17 protein-coding genes are annotated in these 19,395 nt (G+C 57.6%); 6 read left to right on the plus strand and 11 right to left on the minus strand.

All coding sequences use genetic code 11. The features are described 5' to 3' along the window. Positions 1-3: 3 nt before the first annotated feature. Positions 4-1,197 carry an efflux RND transporter periplasmic adaptor subunit gene (locus VQ830_RS08330; RefSeq protein ID WP_438617521.1) on the minus strand — a complete coding sequence of 398 codons (1,194 nt, stop codon included), beginning with the start codon at positions 1,195-1,197 and terminating at the stop codon, positions 4-6. A gap of 375 nt (positions 1,198-1,572) precedes the next feature. Here VQ830_RS08330 and VQ830_RS08335 point away from each other — a divergent pair, with 375 nt between their 5' ends. Then, positions 1,573-2,073, plus strand: a complete 501-nt coding sequence (locus VQ830_RS08335) for a hypothetical protein (RefSeq protein ID WP_337267616.1) — start codon at positions 1,573-1,575, stop codon at positions 2,071-2,073. Between the two features lie 58 nt (positions 2,074-2,131). Here the strand turns inward: VQ830_RS08335 and VQ830_RS08340 are convergent, their stop codons facing one another. The 5 genes from VQ830_RS08340 to VQ830_RS08360 form a co-directional block, all read right to left on the minus strand. Further along, the gene (locus VQ830_RS08340) at positions 2,132-3,103 is read right to left on the minus strand and encodes an ABC transporter substrate-binding protein (protein ID WP_337267617.1); all 972 of its coding nucleotides are present in this window, start codon (positions 3,101-3,103) and stop codon (positions 2,132-2,134) included. A gap of 95 nt (positions 3,104-3,198) precedes the next feature. Further along, the gene (locus VQ830_RS08345; protein WP_337267618.1) at positions 3,199-4,332 is read right to left on the minus strand and encodes an ABC transporter permease; all 1,134 of its coding nucleotides are present in this window, start codon (positions 4,330-4,332) and stop codon (positions 3,199-3,201) included. Continuing rightward, positions 4,329-5,204: an ABC transporter permease gene (locus tag VQ830_RS08350; RefSeq protein ID WP_337267619.1), complete on the minus strand. Its 876-nt coding sequence runs from the start codon at positions 5,202-5,204 to the stop codon at positions 4,329-4,331. The genes VQ830_RS08345 and VQ830_RS08350 overlap by 4 nt, the downstream gene beginning before the upstream one ends. Beyond that, the gene (locus VQ830_RS08355) at positions 5,201-5,584 is read right to left on the minus strand and encodes an endonuclease domain-containing protein (protein ID WP_337267620.1); all 384 of its coding nucleotides are present in this window, start codon (positions 5,582-5,584) and stop codon (positions 5,201-5,203) included. The genes VQ830_RS08350 and VQ830_RS08355 overlap by 4 nt, the downstream gene beginning before the upstream one ends. Positions 5,585-5,878: 294 nt before the next feature. Continuing rightward, positions 5,879-6,670 (minus strand): ABC transporter ATP-binding protein, encoded by a 792-nt coding sequence (locus VQ830_RS08360; protein ID WP_337267621.1) that lies wholly within the window; start codon positions 6,668-6,670, stop codon positions 5,879-5,881. A 95-nt stretch (positions 6,671-6,765) separates the two neighbouring features. On the opposite strand from VQ830_RS08360, the gene VQ830_RS08365 reads away from it, so the two are divergent. Beyond that, entirely contained in the window at positions 6,766-7,131 is a 366-nt protein-coding gene (locus VQ830_RS08365; RefSeq protein ID WP_337267622.1) for a cupin domain-containing protein, read from the plus strand. 104 nt (positions 7,132-7,235) lie between these two features. On the opposite strand, the gene hydA is transcribed toward VQ830_RS08365, so the two are convergent. Together hydA and VQ830_RS08375 are read right to left on the minus strand one after the other, a co-directional pair. Next, positions 7,236-8,687, minus strand: a complete 1,452-nt coding sequence (hydA, locus tag VQ830_RS08370; RefSeq protein ID WP_337267623.1) for a dihydropyrimidinase — start codon at positions 8,685-8,687, stop codon at positions 7,236-7,238. Between the two features lie 122 nt (positions 8,688-8,809). Further along, positions 8,810-10,063 carry a Zn-dependent hydrolase gene (locus VQ830_RS08375; protein ID WP_337267624.1) on the minus strand — a complete coding sequence of 418 codons (1,254 nt, stop codon included), beginning with the start codon at positions 10,061-10,063 and terminating at the stop codon, positions 8,810-8,812. A 380-nt stretch (positions 10,064-10,443) separates the two neighbouring features. Between VQ830_RS08375 and VQ830_RS08380 the strand changes: the two genes are divergently transcribed. Next, on the plus strand, positions 10,444-11,085 hold the full coding sequence (locus VQ830_RS08380) for a TetR family transcriptional regulator C-terminal domain-containing protein (RefSeq protein WP_337267625.1): 642 nt from the start codon (positions 10,444-10,446) through the stop codon (positions 11,083-11,085). A 25-nt stretch (positions 11,086-11,110) separates the two neighbouring features. Here VQ830_RS08380 and VQ830_RS08385 read toward each other — a convergent pair whose 3' ends face one another. The 3 genes from VQ830_RS08385 to VQ830_RS08395 form a co-directional block, all read right to left on the minus strand. Then, complete coding sequence (locus VQ830_RS08385) at positions 11,111-13,690, minus strand: HWE histidine kinase domain-containing protein (RefSeq protein ID WP_337267626.1); 2,580 nt, start codon at positions 13,688-13,690, stop codon at positions 11,111-11,113. Further along, on the minus strand, positions 13,687-14,289 hold the full coding sequence (locus VQ830_RS08390) for a biliverdin-producing heme oxygenase (RefSeq protein WP_337267627.1): 603 nt from the start codon (positions 14,287-14,289) through the stop codon (positions 13,687-13,689). Before VQ830_RS08390 ends, VQ830_RS08385 begins: the two co-directional genes overlap by 4 nt. 215 nt (positions 14,290-14,504) lie before the next feature. Further along, positions 14,505-14,918 carry a rhodanese-like domain-containing protein gene (locus tag VQ830_RS08395; RefSeq protein ID WP_337267628.1) on the minus strand — a complete coding sequence of 138 codons (414 nt, stop codon included), beginning with the start codon at positions 14,916-14,918 and terminating at the stop codon, positions 14,505-14,507. A gap of 102 nt (positions 14,919-15,020) precedes the next feature. Here VQ830_RS08395 and ftrA point away from each other — a divergent pair, with 102 nt between their 5' ends. The 3 genes from ftrA (at position 15,021) to VQ830_RS08410 (ending at position 19,337) form a co-directional block, all read left to right on the plus strand. Continuing rightward, complete coding sequence (ftrA, locus tag VQ830_RS08400) at positions 15,021-16,016, plus strand: transcriptional regulator FtrA (RefSeq protein WP_438617496.1); 996 nt, start codon at positions 15,021-15,023, stop codon at positions 16,014-16,016. 232 nt (positions 16,017-16,248) lie between these two features. Further along, positions 16,249-17,178, plus strand: coding sequence for a substrate-binding domain-containing protein (locus VQ830_RS08405; RefSeq protein WP_337267629.1), 930 nt, complete (start codon positions 16,249-16,251; stop codon positions 17,176-17,178). A gap of 17 nt (positions 17,179-17,195) precedes the next feature. Continuing rightward, positions 17,196-19,337, plus strand: coding sequence for a methyl-accepting chemotaxis protein (locus VQ830_RS08410; RefSeq protein WP_337267630.1), 2,142 nt, complete (start codon positions 17,196-17,198; stop codon positions 19,335-19,337). The last annotated feature ends 58 nt before the right edge of the window (positions 19,338-19,395 follow it).

Consider the following 19,395-nt stretch of genomic DNA (forward strand, 5'->3'; position numbering starts at 1 on the left):
TCCTTAGTTCGATGCTGCGGTTTGATCACGGACCGGATTGATGCGGTCGCCGTCACGGACATAAGCGCCGGCCTTCGCAACCACCTGGTCGCCAGGCTTCAAGCCGTCGCGGATTTCGACAAAACCGTTGTCTTGAATACCCGTCACGACATCGACGAAGCGGACCTTGTCGTTTTCGACCTTGCGCGCCGAGGAACGACCCTCTTCGACAAGCACGGCCGAGACCGGCAAGGCAGCGTTTTCCGTGCGGCCGGTGATAATCTGAGCGCTGCCATACATCCCGCTGCGCGCCTTGCTGCTGTCGTCGATCAGAATGTAAACCAGACCGAGGCGCGTGGTTGGATCAACGGTGGGAGAAACCAGGCGCACGGTCCCAGAGAGCGGCTCGCGGCCTCCCGCCAGCGTAAGGGTTGCTTTTTGGCCCGCTTGGATTTTGCCGATCTCGTCTTCGGGAGCTTCGGCCACCAGTTCGACCTTTCCTTCGCGGATCATCGTGAACAGTGGCTGGCTGTTGCCGAGGGCGATCGCGCCAACGCGGGCATTTTTGCCCGAGACGATGCCCGCAAATGGCGCCTTGACGTCGGTGCGTGCCAGTTTCAAGTCGAGATCGGCAATCTGGCTCTCTACGACTTTGATGTCCGCTTCGGCAACCAGAATGGCTTGCTGCGCGGAGACGACCCTTGCGTTGGCCGAGGCGGCCGCTGCATCGGCCTGCTCGACGCTTGCGGTCGACACCGTGCCTTTTTTTACCAGTTCTCGCGTTCGGGCCTGCTGCTGCTGTGCCTGTTCGGCATTGGCCTGTGCTTCCACCATCTGGGCATGGAGCTGTGCAAGCGAGGCTTCGCTCTTGGCCTTCGTCGCCTGCATCTGGCTTTTCTGGAGAATCAGGGAATCTCCATTCAGCTGGGCCAGAACGGTGTCTTTTTCGACCTTGTCGCCGATATCGACATTCAGCGCCTTGATGGCCAGTCCGTCCAGCATGGGCGCAACATAGACTTCCTCGACCGGCTTGACGGTGCCGCTCGCAATCACGCGATCGATCAGTGCGCGCTTGGTAACCTCCGTCACGACAATTGCGGGGGCATTTTTTGCCGGTGCAGAAACGGTTTCCTGGGCGAATCCGGATGTTGGCACCAGGCTCAGCATTGCGAACAGCAGGCATGCGCTCGGCAGAATGAAAGCAGTCTTCGTCGTTATTCTTGCCATCGCTGGTCAGCCCCATGTTCAATTCGTGAGACGGCATAACCTGATTGAGCGAACAGAAGCGCCATCTTTCGGCACTCGTTTTCGTCATTTTCGGGCTGCGCGCTCGCAATCTCTTGCGCCCTGCCTACTGATGAGGCCTGTCACAAATGGGATCGGCCACCCTGTCGCGCAAGTTCAAAGCAAAATAATGTCCCTGATGCGATCATACCGGTCTCTGTGATCGGGATCAATGACCGCTCTCATGATGAAAGAAGCTTCGAACTTGCTGTGGCCGGGGTTTTGCTACAACTTCATCGTGAATTACAAGAAATTCCTCTTCTGTTTCTGTATAGATGTCGCTAACGGGAGTGGGAGAGGGCAACAAATATGAGACATACCGCTGCGAAGCTTATTCTGGCCGGGGCTGTTCTGGTTTTCTCACAACTATCTTGCGCTGCGGAAGACATTCCGGCTTTCTGGCGAAAGTCCATGACCAATGATCCGGCAACCAACTACTACCTGGCGAAATCGTTGAAGCCTCTTGCCTCGAATGATGCGCAGACGCTACGGATCGTGAAGATGTCTCTGATCATCAGGTCGTTGTGTAAAGGCGCGTCGATTGTTCCTGAGGTGGGCAACGCCTTTCTCAGGCAGGCCGGCTACCAGGCCATTCAGGGTGAGGCCTTCAAGGAAGCGGCATTCCTTGCCGACAATAGCTTCGCTTATTTCGATTATCGACAACTGGCCCATCTATGCGCCGGCAGCGCCTACCTTTTCGGTCCCGAGGGCCACCTTGTCAAAGGCCTCATCAAGGGTGGTAGCGGTGAGCCGGCCATTCCTTACGGCCCAAACGACCCCTACCTGCAATTGCCGCCGACGACCAAGTAATTGCACGTTTATCGTGAAGGAAGGATGCGCAGGGGCTTTTCCTGCGCATCCCAGCCGCTTACTTGGCTGCAGAGTCGGTAATGTCATGCGTCCAGGCGCCGGAAGGCTCCTTGGAGATGATCTTCTGGTCGAGCAGCGCCTTCGCAGTGCGGTCGTAAAGTTTGGTGTCCAGAACGCCCGATCCATCGCCAATCAGCTTGGCGACTTCGCTCATCATGCGCTTTTGGTGATTTTCGTCCTGACCGCCGGCATCGACGACGATTTCAGCCGCATCGTCCGGATTATCGACCGCATATTTCCAGCCCTTCATGGAGGCGCGGACGAACTTGACCATTTTTTCCTTGAAGGCCGGATCTTTCAACTTATCCTGCATGGCATAAAGACCGTCTTCGAGCAGGTCATTGCCCATGGCGGTATAGTTGAAGACAGTCAGTTCTTCGGGCTTCAATCCGGCATCGATCGCCTGCCAGTATTCGTTGTAGGTCATGACGGAGATGCAGTCGGCCTGCTTTTGTAGGAGCGGCTGGACATCGAAGCTCTGCTTAAGGACCGTTACGCCATCAGGGCCGCCGTCGGTCTTCAGACCGAGCTTGTTCATCCAGGCAAAGAAGGGGTATTCGTTACCGAAGAACCAGACGCCGAGCGTGTGGCCCTTAAAATCGGCTTCCGTCTTGATCGGACCATCCTTGCGGCAGATCATTTCCATGCCGGATTTCTGGAAAGGCTGGGCGATGTTGACGAGCGGCACGCCTTTTTCTCGGGCGACCAACGCACCACCCATCCAGTCCACGATGACGTCCGCGCCGCCGCCGGCGATCACCTGCTCTGGTGCAATGTCCGGTCCGCCGGGCTTGATGGTTACGTCGAGACCTTCGTCCTTGTAGTAGCCCTTTTCCTTCGCCACGAAGTAGCCGGCGAACTGCGACTGGGCGACCCATTTCAGCTGCAGCGTCACTTTATCGGCGGCCATGGCCTGCGCGGCAGCAAGCGACATCGCGCCTGCCATTAATACCATTATTGTTTTTTTCATCGTCTTTTCCCTTACCCTCTGAGGTTGTTCGCCCGCCGCCGTTTCCGGCGAAAGGACCGCTTGCAAAGCGTCTTTTTGCTTAACGCTTTTCGTTTTTATCTAGCCCCGCGCATAGACGGATGCCAGAATGTCACCGCTCGCTCGATGAGAGCGACGATCCCATAAAAGACTGAGCCGGCCAACGCTGCAACGGCAATTTCCGACCAGACCATATCAAGGCTCATGCGGCCGATTTCCGTTGAGATGCGAAAGCCCATACCGACAATCGGTGTTCCGAAGAATTCGGCGACGATCGCACCGATCAGAGCCAATGTTGAGTTGATTTTCAGCGCATTGAACACAAAAGGCATGGCGGCCGGCAGGCGCAACTTAAACAAAGTCTGCCAGTAAGAGGCTGCATAGGTCCGCATCAGATCTCGTTCCATATGGCCTGATGCGGTCAGTCCTTCGACGGTGTTCACCAGCATGGGAAAAAACGTCATGATAATGACGACAGCTGCCTTGGACGGCCAATCAAAGCCGAACCACATCACCATGATCGGTGCGACGCCGATGATCGGCAGGGCGGAAACGAAATTCCCGACCGGCAGAAGGCCGCGTCGGAGAAACGACACCTTGTCCGCGATAATCGCTGTCGCAAAGCCGGCCGCGCAGCCGATCGCATAACCGATCAGCACGGCTTTAAAGATCGTCTGACGCACATCGTCGAACAGGATCGGCAAGGATGTGGCGATCCGTGCCCCGATCGCGCTTGGCGGCGGCAGGAGCACGAAAGGAATGCCTGCGCCACGCGTCACGGCTTCCCACAGGACCAAGACCCAAGCACCGAAAATCGCCGGGATGAGGAGGCGTAGCGCGAGAGCCGTCCGCCGGTCCTGCGGCTCAATATCCGACAACTCGCTGACGGCGCGCCATGCCAATAGCCACGCGGCGGCCACAAGGCAGAAATAGGGGGCGGCGGCCTGACCGAAATTCGTACCCAGCAGGCCGATCAGGAACCACGCCGCGCCATGAGCACCTGCAAAGAGCGCTGTCACGCGCACGATGCGAGAGAAGCGCGACATGGACAAGATCACCGCGCCGAGCAGAAGAACGAGGATGGCGGAAATCTCGGCAAAGGCCGGTTGCGCTGGCGCTTCCGCTAGCATGACAGAAACGCCCGATAGTGCGGGAAGACAGAGGACGGCCGCGAGCAGCGCCTGCCAGGATAATAGGACGGAGCGCTTCATGATGGTCTGCGTCCCATGGCGCGATCGACGAGATGGCCGGCAAGCCCGACAATGGCAACCAGGAGCGCAGCAAGGACCGAGCCGGCAACGAGCGCTGCCCAGATGTCGATGGTCTGGCTGTAATATGAGCCGGCCAGCAATTTTGAGCCGATGCCGGCAACCGCGCCTGTCGGCAATTCGCCGACGATCGCGCCGACGAGGCTTGCCGCAACCGCGACCTTCATCGAGGTGAAGAGAAATGGAACCGATGCGGGAAAGCGAAGCTTCCAGAAGGTTTGGGCGCGCGTCGCATGGTAGGTGCGCATGAGATCGAGATGCATGAGTTCGGGCGAGCGCAGGCCTTTTACCATTCCGACGACCACCGGGAAGAAGGAAAGATACGTTGATATCAGTGCCTTCGGGATCAACCCGGTGATATTGACGGCACCCAGGACGACGATCACCATCGGCGCGACTGCGAGGATTGGCACAGTCTGGGAGGCGATGATCCAGGGCATCAGGCTGCGGTCCAGCGTTCTGACGTGGACAATGCCGATGGCAATCAGGATACCGGCCAGCGTGCCGAAAGCAAAGCCCGCGAGCGTCGAGGACAGCGTTACCCAGGCATGATAGACGAGGCTGCGATTGCTGGAGAGCTTGCGCAAAAAGGTGTTCTCAAACACATTTTGTGCCACTTGATGGGGTGCAGGCAAAATTGGCTTTGGCTGCGCCAAGGTGGCTTCGATGAACTCAATCGTCGTCGACTGTCGCCCGGCGCGCTGATCTGCGTCACGCTGGAAGGGCGCATTCATGAAGACCGCGCCGACATACCAGATGACAACGATGCCAACGACAACAGTAAGCACGGGACCGATCTTTTGGGGCAAGGTCATGATGCGGCATCCTGTTTCAAGAACGCAGCCGCGCTCTGCTGAATTGAGACGAAAACATAATCGGGTCCCTCGAGGACTTGCTCGTTACTGAATCTCAGTACAGTGAAGCCCTGGCTCTTCAAGAAATCATCTCGCTTCGCATCGTGAGCGCGGCCTTCAACGGTGAGATGGCTGTACCCATCGACCTCAACAATAAGGCGTGCAGACAACCAAGCGAAGTCTGCGATATAAGGACCAACAGGTGTTTCACGGCGGAAGCGCGCACCAAAGGGACGAATATCGCGCAACATATTCCACATCGCTGCTTCGGCTTTGGTGAGGTCACGCCTGAGACGCCTTGCTTGATCTCGGACGACAGGGCTGATGTTTGTGTGGGGCATTAGACCCCTCCCCAACCCCTCCCCACAAGGGGGAGGGGCTTACGATGTCGCACCTTCTGCGCCGTCTTTGAAGCCAGTGCTCCAGGGGCCAATTGTTGAAAGAAACAATCGGACGGATTTCTAGCGATTTCAGAAGCCGAGCAAGCCCTTCTAGGGCTAAACAACATTACGTGACGGGGATTTGCTGGTTCTGATCTTTGTCTCAACCTGACCAGAGGCATAGGAGCGGTGCCACATGGTAAGCCCCTCCCACCTGTGGGGAGGGGTTGGGGAGGGGTACGTTTGGTCGCTAGGTCAGCCATCATAGCTATGCCCCGCTCGCAAGCCCTCGCGAACGCGGTGGGCGATTTCGAGAAATTCGGGTGTCTCACGAATGTCGAGAGGGCGCTCGCGCGGCAGTGTCGAGGTGATAATGTCGGTCACGCGGCCCGGGCGAGGAGACATGACAACGATCTTGGTCGACAGGTAGACAGCCTCGGGGATGGAGTGCGTTACGAAACAGATGGTCTTGCCGGTTGCCGACCAGAGTTTGAGCAGTTCGCCGTTCAGATGGTCGCGAACGATTTCGTCCAGCGCTCCGAATGGTTCGTCCATCAAAAGCAGGTCGGCATCGAAGGCAAGCGCACGGGCGATCGACGCTCGCTGCTGCATCCCGCCCGACAGTTGCCAGGGAAACTTCTGCTCGAAACCGGAAAGGTTGACGAGCGCCAGCGCATCGGCAATCCGCTTTTGCCGCTCTGCAGCCGGATAGCCCATGATCTCGAGCGGCAAGGCGACGTTCTTCTCGATGGTCCGCCAGGGATAAAGGGCGGCCGATTGAAAGACATAGCCATAGGCCCGGGCGCTGCGGGCCTCTTGCGGGCTCATGCCGTTAACAGTGATTTCACCAGAAGTCTTCGTCTCCAAATCGGCGATCACCCGCAGGAAAGTCGTCTTCCCGCATCCTGATGGGCCGATGAAGGAGACGAACTCGCCCCTTTCGATATCGAGATCGACGTTGGACAGGGCATGCACCGGTCCGTCATTGGTCTTGTAGGTCAGACAGAGATTACGGGCGGAAACGACGGCTGGTGCTGTTACTGTCATTTTTGAGGCTCATTGAAAAAGAAACGTCCGGCACGAGGCCGTCTTGCCATTCCGCATGGGATGGGATTTCCTCTTCCAAAAGAGGAGGAGCAGCCATGGATGCGACCGAAAATCCGACATGCCGAGTGATTAGGCCGGCAGGGCAATACAGCGGCAAGCAAGGGTTTGATTATTTGGAGGGAATTTCGTCCGAAACCGTCGGGGCGACAGGCGTTTGCATGCACCTTTTGACAATCCCGCCTGGCGAAGCGCACACTTGGTACGGGCCGCGGCTGGAGCATCATGTCATCGTCAGAGCCGGCGACATGTTCTATATTCCAGCCGGCATGCCGCACCTGCCCGCCAATCTTTCGACCGAACCCTGCTCGGCTGTGATAGCGAGAACTGATCCGCACGAGCAGGAGAGCGTCGTTCTTTTGCCCGAGTTGGAAGCGCTGGTCCCTGAACTTTCGGGCATCTAATCGCTGTCTCACATGGGACCCCAGGGCAGGCTCTTGCGAAAGCTTGCCAATTGCCCTGGCGCCTGAAAAATTCTCGTTGCCGAGAAAACGGGCGTTGCTGGTCATCATACGCCGCTTGCCGGAATGCCCGAGCGCTCGATCTTGCGTGGTGCGACGAGCTCTTTCCAAGTCGACAAGGCTTTGCCGACAGGTGTTACCGGTGGGCGTTCGATGAATTTGCCGTGGCCCTCGCGGGTCTTTATCTCGTCTTCCTCAACGGCGACGACGCCGCGCGTCAGCGTGTAGCGTGGCAGGCCTTTGACGTGCTTGCCTTCAAAGACGTTGTAGTCGATTGCCGACTGCTGACGCTTTGCGGCTATGGTCTTTTCGCGGTTCGGATCCCAAACGACGAGGTCGGCATCGGCGCCAACGAGCACGGCACCTTTGCGCGGATAGATATTCAGGATTTTGGCGATATTCGTGGAGGTCACGGCGACGAACTCGTTCATCGTCAACCGCCCAGTGTTGACGCCAGCTGTCCAAAGCATCGGCATGCGATCTTCGAGGCCACCCGTTCCATTCGGGATTTTGGTGAAATCGTTGACGCCAAAGCGTTTCTGCTCGGTGGTGAACGCACAGTGATCGGTCGCGACACAAGACAGGGAGCCTGACTGGAGGCCCGCCCAGAGACTATCTTGATGCTGCTTGTTGCGGAAGGGCGGTGACATGACGCGGCGGGCGGCGTGGTCCCAGTCCTTGTCGAAATATTCGCTTTCGTCGAGCGTCAGATGCTGGATCAAAGGTTCGCCATAAACGCGCATGCCCTTGGCGCGGGCGCGGCGAATGGCTTCATGAGCCTGTTCGCAGGACGTATGGACGATATAGACGGGGCAGGCGGCCATGTCGGCAATCATAATGGCGCGGTTCGTCGCTTCGCCTTCGACTTCGGGAGGGCGCGAATAGGCGTGCGCTTCCGGACCGTTATTGCCTTCGGCGAGAAGCTTGGCCGACATGGAGGCAACCACATCGCCGTTTTCCGCATGGACGAGGGGCAGTGCGCCCAGCTCGGCGCAACGCTGGAACGAGGCAAACATCTCGTCGTCATTGACCATCAGCGCGCCTTTATAGGCCATGAAGTGCTTGAAAGTATTGATCCCCTTGTCGACAACAGTCTTGATTTCGTTGAAGACCTGCTCGCTCCACCAGGTGATCGCCATATGGAAGGAATAGTCGCACGTGGCGCGCGTCGATTTGTTGTCCCACATGGTCAGCGCTTCCAGAAGCGATTGACCTGGGGCGGGTAGGGCAAAATCCACAACCATCGTTGTGCCGCCGGAAAGTGCAGCGCGGGTGCCGCTTTCGAAATCGTCTGAAGAATAAGTGCCCATGAACGGCATTTCGAGGTGGGTATGCGGATCGATGCCACCCGGCATGACATAGCAACCGGATGCGTCGAGGACGGTTTCGCCAGACAGGTTGGGGCCGATCTCGACAATCTTCCCGCCATCGATCTTGACATCCGCCGTGTAGGTGAGATCGGCCGTAACAACGGTTCCACCTTTAATCACTGTGCTCATGGCTGCTATTCCCTGTTTTGTTTATTCTGACGGCATCCGCGCAAGTCATATGACGGGTAGCCGGGCGCTGGACCGGAAGGTCGGATCAAAAAGCCCGGCATGACGGCCAGGCTCAGGTCTTGCTATTCGACGATCTGCGCCGTTTCCATGACGGCGTGCAGTAGAACATCTGCGCCTGCTGCGGCCCATTCCTTGGAGATCTCCTCCGCCTCGTTATGCGAAAGGCCGCCGACACAGGGGCACATGATCATCGTGGCCGGGGCCACTTTGGCTGCCCAGCAAGCGTCATGGCCGGCACCGGAAATAATATCCATGTGGGAAAGGCCAAGCTTTTCGGCAGCTTCTCGTACACGCCCGACCAGAACCGGATCGAAAGTGACGGGATCGAAGTGACCGACTTGTTCCACATCGCAGCCGACACCAAGCTGCTCGCATACTTTGGACGCTTCGCCCTGGATCTTCTCCCGCATCCGCTCAAGCTTTGCTTTATCGGGTGTGCGGATATCGACTGTAAAGACGACCTTGCCGGGCAGCACATTCCGGGAATTCGGCGAGAAGAAAACCTGCCCGACGCCGCCGACGGCGCCCGGTTGGTTTTCCATGGCAACGGCCTGCACCATTTCCATGATCCGGCTCATGGCAAGCCCGGCATTGACGCGCATGGCCATCGGCGTCGAGCCGGTATGCGCTTCGCGGCCGGTGAGGGTAAATTCCAGCCAATAAAGGCCCTGACAGTGCGTTACGACGCCGATCTGCCGGTTTTCAGCCTCCAGGATTGGGCCTTGCTCGATGTGATATTCGAAATAAGCGTGCATCTTGCGCTGGCCGACGTCTTCATCGCCGAGCCAGCCGATCCGCTTCAGCTCTTCTCCATAGCTTTTCCCGTCAGGGTCCTTGCGAGAATAGGCGTGTTCGAGCGTGTGGATACCGGCAAAGACGCCCGATGCCAGCATCGCCGGCGCAAAGCGCGCGCCTTCCTCATTGGCCCAGTTGGTCACGACGATAGGATGTTTCGTTTTTACGCCGAGGTCGTTCATGCTGCGCACGACTTCGAGTGCGGCAAGCACTCCTAGGACGCCATCATATTTGCCGCCGGTTGGCTGGGTATCGAGATGGCTACCGACATAGACGGGCAGGGCCTCGGGATCCGTGCCTGGCCGGGTCATGAACATGGTGCCCATCTTGTCGACACCCATGGTCAAACCGGCTGCTTCGCACCAGCTCTGAAACAAGCGGCGACCTTCGGCATCTGCATCCGTCAGCGTCTGGCGATTGTTCCCGCCAGCAATCCCAGGGCCGATCTTGGCCATGTCCATGAGAGAGTCCCAGAGACGATCTGCGTCGATACGCATGTTCTCGCCTGGTGCTGCCACCATTCGTCAATCCTCGCCATTGCTTCGGGCCGACGGCGCCGGCCCTTTTTGGTTCCCTGCCGCGTTTTTGCGGCTTGTTCTTTCCAGTCCTCTTCGCACGAATGCTAGTTGCCGCATCCCTGCTCAGAGTGTTCATTGCAAATCTGCGGGCAATATGCGCTTGCGCCGCTGATCTTCAGAATTTCCGCAGTTGCACTTGCTTGGCTTCTGTCGGATAATTTGACCGGTTGGTAAACATTACAACTTCCATCGCCGGGCTCAAGACGAAAAATCATGAAATTTCTTGCTCTTCGCAGTTATGCTTCATCGTCCCCAGTTCGTGCAGTTTCGACGCGGCCGTTTCATGCCGCTCAGCCACATAATTTGTAGGGATTTGCCGTAGAATGGCCACTGCGAGAGCCTCCAGGACACAGCGCCGCACTCGTATTCAAGAAGAGAAGGAAGAGCAGATCCTGGAAGCCGCCCTCGAGGTGTTCTCCAGCCATGGGTTTCGTGGCTCAACGATCGACCAGATTGCCGAGGTTGCCGGCATGTCGAAGCCCAATCTGCTCTACTATTTCCGAACGAAGGAAGCCATTCACGGCGCGCTGATTGCCAGAGTGCTCGACACATGGCTGGAGCCACTGCGCGCTTTCGATGCAAAGGGCAATCCGGAAAGCGAAATCCGCAGCTATATCCGGCGCAAGCTGGAAATGGCGCGCGACTTCCCACGCGAGAGCAGGCTCTTCGCCAATGAGATCTTGCAAGGCGCACCCAATGTCATCGATGAACTAAAGGGGCCACTCAAATCTTTGGTGGATGAAAAGGCCGCCGTAATCAGAACCTGGGCAAAGGATGGGAAGATCGCACGGTGCGACCCTTATCATCTGATCTTTTCGATCTGGTCGACCACGCAGCATTATGCGGATTTCGACGTTCAGGTCCGCGCTGTGCTGGGCGAGCAGCAGTCGGGGCAAGGTCGTTTTGAGGATGCGGCGCGGTTCCTGGAACAGCTTTTCCTCGGCGGCCTTGCGATCCAGCCGTGAGCCGATTGACGCTACCAAAGTCGATTCAGTCAGTGTGGGTGCTGGCGAGAAGATCAAGCGCCGACACGATGGCGTCGGACGTGTAAGGCTTCTGCAGAACGGGCATGTCCTCAAAACCTTCGGTCCGTATCATGGCCTCTCCGTAGCCGGTCGCGAAAATGAACGGGACCTGCATGGCTGCCAGGCGATGGGCGATCGGCAGGCTGTTTTCTTCTCCGAGATTAACGTCGAGAATCGCGAGGTCGAAGTGCGTATCCCGCATCGCCTCCATCGCTTGGGCGATGTTCGGCGCCATGGCGAGTTGGGCAGCACCGAGACCGCGCAGGATATCCTCGCAGTCCATGGCGATGATGAGGTTGTCCTCGACCAGAAGAACGGAACGTCCCTCCAGTCGCTTGGCGACAGCCTCGCGGCGGCTCTCCAATATTTCCCTCTCGTTCAAGAGAGGCGTCTCGACAGCCTCGCCTTCTTCCAAAGTTACGAAGCGACCAGGGATGATGAAGTCCGCTTCGAAACCTTCGGGCCTGTAGCGAACTGTGCTCTTGCCGCCAAGGTCGTAGGGGATGGAGTGGCGAATGATCGTGCTTCCGAAGCCTTGTCGCTTTGGTTTTGATACGGGCGGGCCACCGCTTTCGCGCCATGCGATTGACAGGTCGCCGTCGTCATTTTTCAGCCAAGACACTTCCACGGTGCCGCTGTCGCACAGGCTGCCATATTTCGCGCTGTTCGTAACAAGCTCGTGGAAGACGAGGGCTGCCGTCGAAAAGGCCTGAGGGGTAAGAAGAACTTGTTGCCCGCGGATAATGATGCGGGCAGCGTTCTTTCCAAGATAGGCGGCTGCTTCAGCCTGCAAAAGGGAGCGCAAGGGAGCCGGCGACCAATGGTCCCTCGTGATCTGGTCATGCGCGCGTGCCAGCGCCTGCACGCGGCCTTCAAGCTGCTGCACGAAATCGGGGACGTTATCGTAGCCGCCGCGCGTTTGGCGGATCAGGCCGCTGATCAAGCTCAAAATATTGCGGACGCGGTGGTTCAATTCGGCGATCAGCAGTTCTTGGCGTTCGTTGGCTTGAACGCGCACGGCGCTTGTCTCGTCAGCCAGCCGCAAAACCACTTCAATCAGCGTGACGCGAATGGTCTCGGCGACGCGCAGTTCTGCAGGACTAAAGGGCAGCGAGCGACCGCGAACCAGTTCCGACCACGCCTCGAAGCTCTTGCGGGGCGTCAGGCGAGGCCCGTTCGGGCCATACTCAACCGGTTTATGCGGATCGCCACCCCAACGTACCGTCCGAACAAGCTCCTGTCGGAACAAGACCACGTAATCGCGCGGCATGCGGGAGATCGGGATTGCGATCAAGCCTGCCGTCGCATTGTTGTCCGCGGCGGCCTCCGGCCAGATTTCCTTGATCCGATCCGTCGAAAAAACCCGACCGGCCGCATTGCGGTTGAGGATCTTCACGAGTTCGGTGAATTGGGTCACGGAAGGGGAAATGCCCGTCAGGGCGGCCTTCCCGCTAATCCACACGCCAATCCCATCCGCCGGAATGACCGTTTCCAGCGCCTCGACAAGCCAGGCCGGGTCGTCGAGCAGGCTGGCATTGTCCGCAATTGATGTCAGCAGGCGGTCTGCGACGCCTCTTGCCCGCGTTTCGAATTCGAGCGCCATACGTCTTTCGCGACTTTCGAGGCGAGATGCAAACATCTGACCGAAAAGTTCTGACGTCGAGCGGCGTTCGAAAGAGGGTAGGCGCGCGCTGTAATGATGGCAGGCAAACAAGCCCCATAATTTGCCATCGACCACGATCGAGATAGACAGGGACGCTCCAACGCCCATGTTTTTCAGATATTCGATATGGATCGGGGAAACCGAACGCAATATTGACATGGACAAATCAAGCTCGCTTCCATCAGGCGCGAGTGTTGGGCTGACCGCAACGGGTTCTGCGCTCACATCGGCGATGATACGGAAGAGATTGCGCAGATAAAGCGTGCGTGCCTGTACTGGAATATCCGAGGCGGGATAATGCAGGCCGAGAAACGATCCGATGCCGGGCCGCGTCGCCTCGGCGACAACCTCGCCAGATCCGGTTGCATCGAATTTATAGACCATGACGCGGTCAAAGCCGGTCAGCGCCCGGGCCTGACGCGCACCTTCGCGGTAAAAGGCTTCCATAGTCTGCGCTTGATCGAGGCGGCTCATCAAGCTGCGGGTCGAAAGAGGAGAACTGCCTGCATCTTCATGCTGAGACGGCTCGGCCTCGATGATGATCTGGTCGTTGCTAATGTGTAAGGCAACGTCAAAGCGGCTATCGTCATCCTCTTTCAAAGGAATGCCGAGCAGCCGTTCCACGATGTCCGGACCACGTATGGCTGCCAGCCTGTTTCTCAGCAGATGAATGGTCTTGCTGCCGAAGAAATTACCCAGTGGCTGACTGAGGAGATCCTGGTGAGCAACACCAATGAACTGCTCTGTGTTGATTGAAGCTGCAGCGATCAACCAGTCGGACGACAATGCGATGAGAAAGCCAAACGGCTGAATTGCCCCGAGCTTATGGATGGGCTCGCGATCGCAATTGGTGAGGTCGACTTGATGGCTGCTAACGCTCACGAAACGAGGCGCTCCCGTTCCAAACGTGCCGCCTGCAGGAAGAGACCGAACACGGCGGCCGCCGCGCCCAATGCCTCGACCGGATGATCGACATCCGCTCTATCCAGGCTGTCCATGAAAAGCTTCATTGAGCCTTTCGCCATGTTCGGCGTCAGGAATGAGGTTGGGAAGTTGTCTGGGACGCCCTTGGCGAGGAATGCGCCTCCGAGCTTTGAACCCTCTAGAACATAGGCTGCGCCCCAGATCTGGGCATCGCTCTTTAACTGGGGGGCCGCAAGCGACGGCGGTATTTCAGCATTGAGCCGGTTCAAATCTGCGCACAGCATGTCGCTACGCCTGCGGGCGCTCCACTCTGGGATGATCCGATGAGCACCTTGCTGGTCAAGCGCCGCCTCGATGGGAAGTAAAGCGCGCGCATGCGCGCTCAAAAACGAGATGTAATCATGTCGATCGTTGAGGTTGAACCGAGCAAATTGCTCGTCCACCCGCTGATGGTTGGCACTTGTACCATCGCGAAGATAGCCACGAAGAGATTGCTCTTTGTAGTTGTCGTGCTCGGATTCGTGCGTCGCAAGGGACCCGGTGGTTAAACTCTTCAAGCGCGTTCTCTGTAAGTCGATCGGAATTGCCAGCGTCAGGCTCGGCAGGCTCCAATTCAGCTGTCCCGATCTGCGTCAAACCGACCGTCGAATGCGCTGCCAACAGCGTCTATGTATTGCATCTTTCTGATAAATCTAGACGCGTCAAAGATATTGGGCCGTTTTCGATAAAGTTTTTTCTGAAGAGCCACCTTATCTTGCAAAGATGAGTGGGCCTAAAGAGCGTTGATCGGTTCGCCCTCCTCAAGAAAAAATCCTTCATCGGCCCAGCCTGTTATCCCGCCAATCATCAGTTTTACTGGAAGATCAAGTTTCGCGAGCCTGAAGGCTGCTTTGTCCGCCCCGTTGCAATGCGGTCCGGCGCAATAGAGGACGAAGAGCGTTTGTGCGGGCCATTGCGCCATGCGGTGCGCCGTCATCTTCCCATGCGGCAGGTTAACCGCCCCGGGGACATGCGACTTTTGATAGAGTGACGGCGAGCGTACATCAAGGAGGACGAAGTCGACATTGCCGGTGGCAAAGGCCTCGTGAACGTCCCAGCAATCAGTTTCGAAAGTCAGCTTTGCCGCGAAATGCCGCGCGGCCTGTTCGGACGGTGCTGCGGGCGTTTGGCTGACGGTGCTTGGCATGATTGGTTCTTCCTTTCGTTCGGGGTTTGACGTCTTGCCGTGGATCCTTGCAGATGTTAGCTGAATGCGGAATTGGCGCTTTTGCCTATATGCGTAAAGATCATGCCAAACATGAATAAGCTGAGAAGATCGCCGCATGTCGTCGCGCTGGCCTATAACGGCCTGTGCACCTTCGAGTTTGGCATTGCCTATGAGGTGTTCGGTCTTCCGCGTCCGGAAATGGGCGATGACTGGTATCGCTTTTCCGTTGCTGCCGTTGAACCCGGTCCGCTCATGGCGGGCGGCGGTTTGACGGTATCGGTTCAAGGCGGCCTTGACCTTCTGGAAACCGCCGACCTCATTGTCGTTCCTGGGTGGAAGGCGATCGATGCGCCCGTTCCAGAGGCGCTTAGCCAAGCTCTGCTTGAGGCGAGGCTACGTGGCGCGCCGCTCGCGTCTTTATGCTCGGGCGTAGCGGTGCTGGCGGCAACCGGCCTTCTTGACGGCCGGCGCGCTACCACGCACTGGCGCTATCTCGATCGTCTGGCCGCAGCCTATCCTCACATCAAGCTTGAAACAGATGTTCTGTATGTCGACGAGGGCGACCTGCTGACGGCGGCCGGAAGCGCAGCGGGCATCGATTTGTGCCTGCATATCGTGCGCAAGGATTTTGGTGCGGAAGCGGCCAACAGCGTGGCGCGCCGTCTTGTCTTGCCGGCGCACCGCGAGGGTGGCCAGGCGCAGTTCGTGCGCGCGCCGGTCGCAAAGGAGCGCACGGGCGCAAAGATCGGACCGTTGATCGATTGGATGCGCAGCGAGCTGGCCAGTGACATGCCGCTTGCAGCGCTTGCGGATCGGGCTGGTATGAGCCTGCGCAACTTTCAGCGCCGCTTCGAAGCGGCTACCGGAACCACGGTTGGCGAATGGTTGATCCGCGAGCGACTAAGATATGCACAGGAACTTCTGGAAAAAGGACAGATTTTCAGCCTGGATGATATTGCGGCGGCAAGCGGTTTCGGCACGCTTGCGACGATGCGGCATCATTTTCGCAAAAGGCTGAAAACCAGCCCTGGTGCATATCGTAGAATGTTTGCTCTTGACCTGCAGAGTGCGCCATAGGGCACAGGCGCGTCCAGCGCTGGTTATGGTCGCTTTTATCCATCTCGTCGATCCGAATCTACTTCGCTTCGATCAGCCGGTAAATGAAGTGAGCGCCCCATCAAAGATGAAAGAGCAGCAGTAAAGCTTTGCCGAGCATTCAAAAGTACCGTTAACAACGCTTACTACTGCAATTAATTTTATATTTAGCCAATTGTTTCATAAATGCCTCAACACTTCTTCCGGGGGTATTATGAAAAAGTTCTTTCTTGCAACGCTTTGGCCGGTTCTGATGGCGTTTGATGTCCAGGCTCAGACGATCGGCCTTTCCATGTCTGACCTTGATAATTTCAGAACGACCCTGCAGGAAGGCGTCGTCGCCAAGGCCCAAGCAACGCCAGGCGTGAAGCTGGTTGTTCAGACCGCGGGCGGCAAAAACGATGTCCAGATGCAGCAGATCAAACAGATGATCGCTGACAAAGTCGATGCGATCATCGTTGGAATTTCCGACGGCGACCTTGGTCCGCAGATCAGCAAAATGGCGTCGGACGCCAACATACCGCTGGTCTATGTCAACAACGTTCCTTCCAATCTCGCAGATCTTCCGGACAATCAGGCCGTTTCGGCCTCTGACGAACTGGAATCCGGCACGCTTCAGACAAAAGAGATCTGCAGCATGCTGAAGGGCAAAGGCAAGGTCGTCGTGCTGATCGGCGAGCCCTTCCACGCCGCGGCTCGGGCTCGCACCGAAGACGTCGATAGAGTGCTTGCCACGCCGGAATGCAGCGGTGTGCAGATCGTCGAACGGCAGGCCGCCTTCTGGTCGCGCGATCTTGCGGATCAGCAGGTTCAGGAGTGGATTTCCGCAGGCGTCAAATTCGATGCGGTCATTGCCAACAACGACGATATGGCGCTCGGTGCCATCCGCGCCATGAAGCGTAACGGCGTTTCCACCTCAAAGGTGTTGGTGGCCGGCATTGATGCGATCGGTGATGCGCTGACTGCCATGCAGGCAGGAGATCTTGCCGTCACGATCCGCCAGAACGGCAGAGGGCAGGGCGCTGTCGCCGTCGATGCGGCGCTCAAGATGATCAAATCGGAGAAGGTGCCGCGCGAGAACAACGTGCCTTTCGAACTGGTCACCAGAAAGAATCTCGTCAACTACCTGCCGAAAAGCCAGTGAGCTAGGAGGACGATCACATGTCGCATTTTTGGAAGAAACTCGGAATCCGTGCTCAGATCTCCTTCGGCTTTCTGCCGCTTATTTTGTTGATGAGCCTCCTGACGTTGAACGCGATCTCAGGCATGGACGGACTTGCCGGAATCTTTTCGTCTTATCGCGAGAAGGCCGGCCAGAGCCTGGCCATCTCGGACTTCAGCCAACGGCTTGATAGTATCAATCTTGCAGTCGAGAAGTTTCAGGTCGATCCTAGCCCAGATGTCGTCAAGACCTTCAAGGCCAGCATCGATGCCTTTGCACTGAACGATCCGAGATTTGCGGGAAACAATGTCCTGCAGGACGGGATGAACAAGATCCGTCAGGACGTTGCTGCTTACAACGACGCCTTCATGCAGGTGGTCTCACTGCAAGCGCGCCGCGATGCACTGATCAGCAAGGTGACGGAATTCGGTCCATGGACCAGCATTGCGCTGAACGATGTGATGCGTAGCGCATGGCGCCAGAACGATGTTGCGACCTTGCATGCAACGGGCACCGTTTTGGAGGCTTTGAATAAGAGCCTTTATTATTCCGAGCGCTTTATCCATGCTGGCGATTTCGCAGCTTACGATATTTCTCAAGCCTCGCTGAACGAAGCTCTGGCTCTCGACGACGCAGCCGCAAAAGTTCCCAGCAACGATCTGCAGCGCAAGCGGCTCGCCGGTGCCAAGCAGCTGATGCAGAATTACACCAGCCGTCTGGCTGATGTCAGAGACGTATTGCTTGCGACCAAGGCTATTCGCGAAACCAAGCTGAACGTACTTTCCGCAAAGATTGCAAGCTCGTTCAAAGACTTGCAGGCTTCTGTCATGGCTGAGCAGAAGAAGCTTGACGACTCGGTCGACAATACCGTCTCGTCTGCCAAGTTCTCGACGTTCCTGATCAGCGGTCTTCTGGTTCTGATCGGTCTGGTTCTGGCTTATTTCACGGGCAAGCTCATTTCGTCCGCAGTTCGCACCATGGCCAGCTTGATGGAGAAACTGGCTTCCGGCGATGAGAAGGTACAGATCGAGGGCGCAGAGCACCGCCATGAACTCGGCGCAATGGCGCGGTCGCTGAAGGTGTTCCAGGAAACCGGTCGTGCCAAGGAAATTGCAGAAGCCAATGCGGAGCGAGCCCGGCTTTCGGCCGAGCAAGAGCGCCTGCGGCAGGAGGCAGACCGTCTCGCCAATGCGCAATCCATGGAGCATGCGTTCCAGCAGATTTCTGCCGGCCTCGATGCCCTGTCCAAGGGTGATCTGACGGCCAGGGTCGGCGAAGTTGATCATCAATATGCAGGCATTCGCGATCACTTCAACAGTTCCGTCTCGTCGCTTGAACAGACCATCGATAGCGTCATCATGGCGGTTTCGACGATCCGCTCCGGACTTTCGGAGATTTCAACGGCGTCCAACGATCTTGCCCGCCGCACCGAACAGCAGGCCGCTTCGCTCGAAGAGACCGTTGCTGCTCTGGGCGATGTCGCGCGCGGCATCAACGGTACGGCCGATGGCGCAAACCAAGCGCAGCAATCTGTTGCGGCGACACGCGAAAACGCCGAGAACGGCGGCGTTGTGGTGGCCCGTGCAATTTCGGCCATGAGCGAAATCCAGAACTCCTCGGCAAAGATTGGCAATATCATCGGTGTCATCGATGAGATCGCCTTCCAGACCAATTTGCTTGCGTTGAACGCCGGCGTTGAGGCTGCACGCGCCGGTGAGGCGGGCAAGGGTTTTGCCGTTGTTGCTCAGGAAGTCCGCGAACTTGCACAACGGTCGGCCAGCGCCGCGCGGGAAATCAAGGAACTGATTTCCACATCGACCGGCCAGGTTCAGGCCGGCGTCAAGCTCGTCGACGAATCCGGCGCAGCATTGAAGCAAATCGTCGAGCAAGTCACTGGTATGAGCGGGGCGATCGATCACATAGCAACAGCCGCCCGCGAGCAGTCGCTCAGCCTGCGCGAGGTCTCGGCAGCCGGCGATCAGATGGACAAGGTGACGCAGCAGAATGCTGCCATGGTCGAAGAAACGACGGCTGCTGCGCAAGGACTGGTGCATGAGACGGATCGGCTTGTCGATCTTATCGGGCAGTTCAGGACACGCGGTTCGACCGGTTATCGGCCCGCTTACGCGCTCGCCTCCTGATCAAACTGCCGCTTGACCCAAAACTGATCGCGCTCACATAATCCATGTGAGCGCGATA

Origin of the sequence: Oryzifoliimicrobium ureilyticum (assembly GCF_037199735.1) — a bacterium.
In the GTDB taxonomy this organism is placed as follows: Bacteria; Pseudomonadota; Alphaproteobacteria; order Rhizobiales; family Rhizobiaceae; genus Rhizobium; species Rhizobium ureilyticus.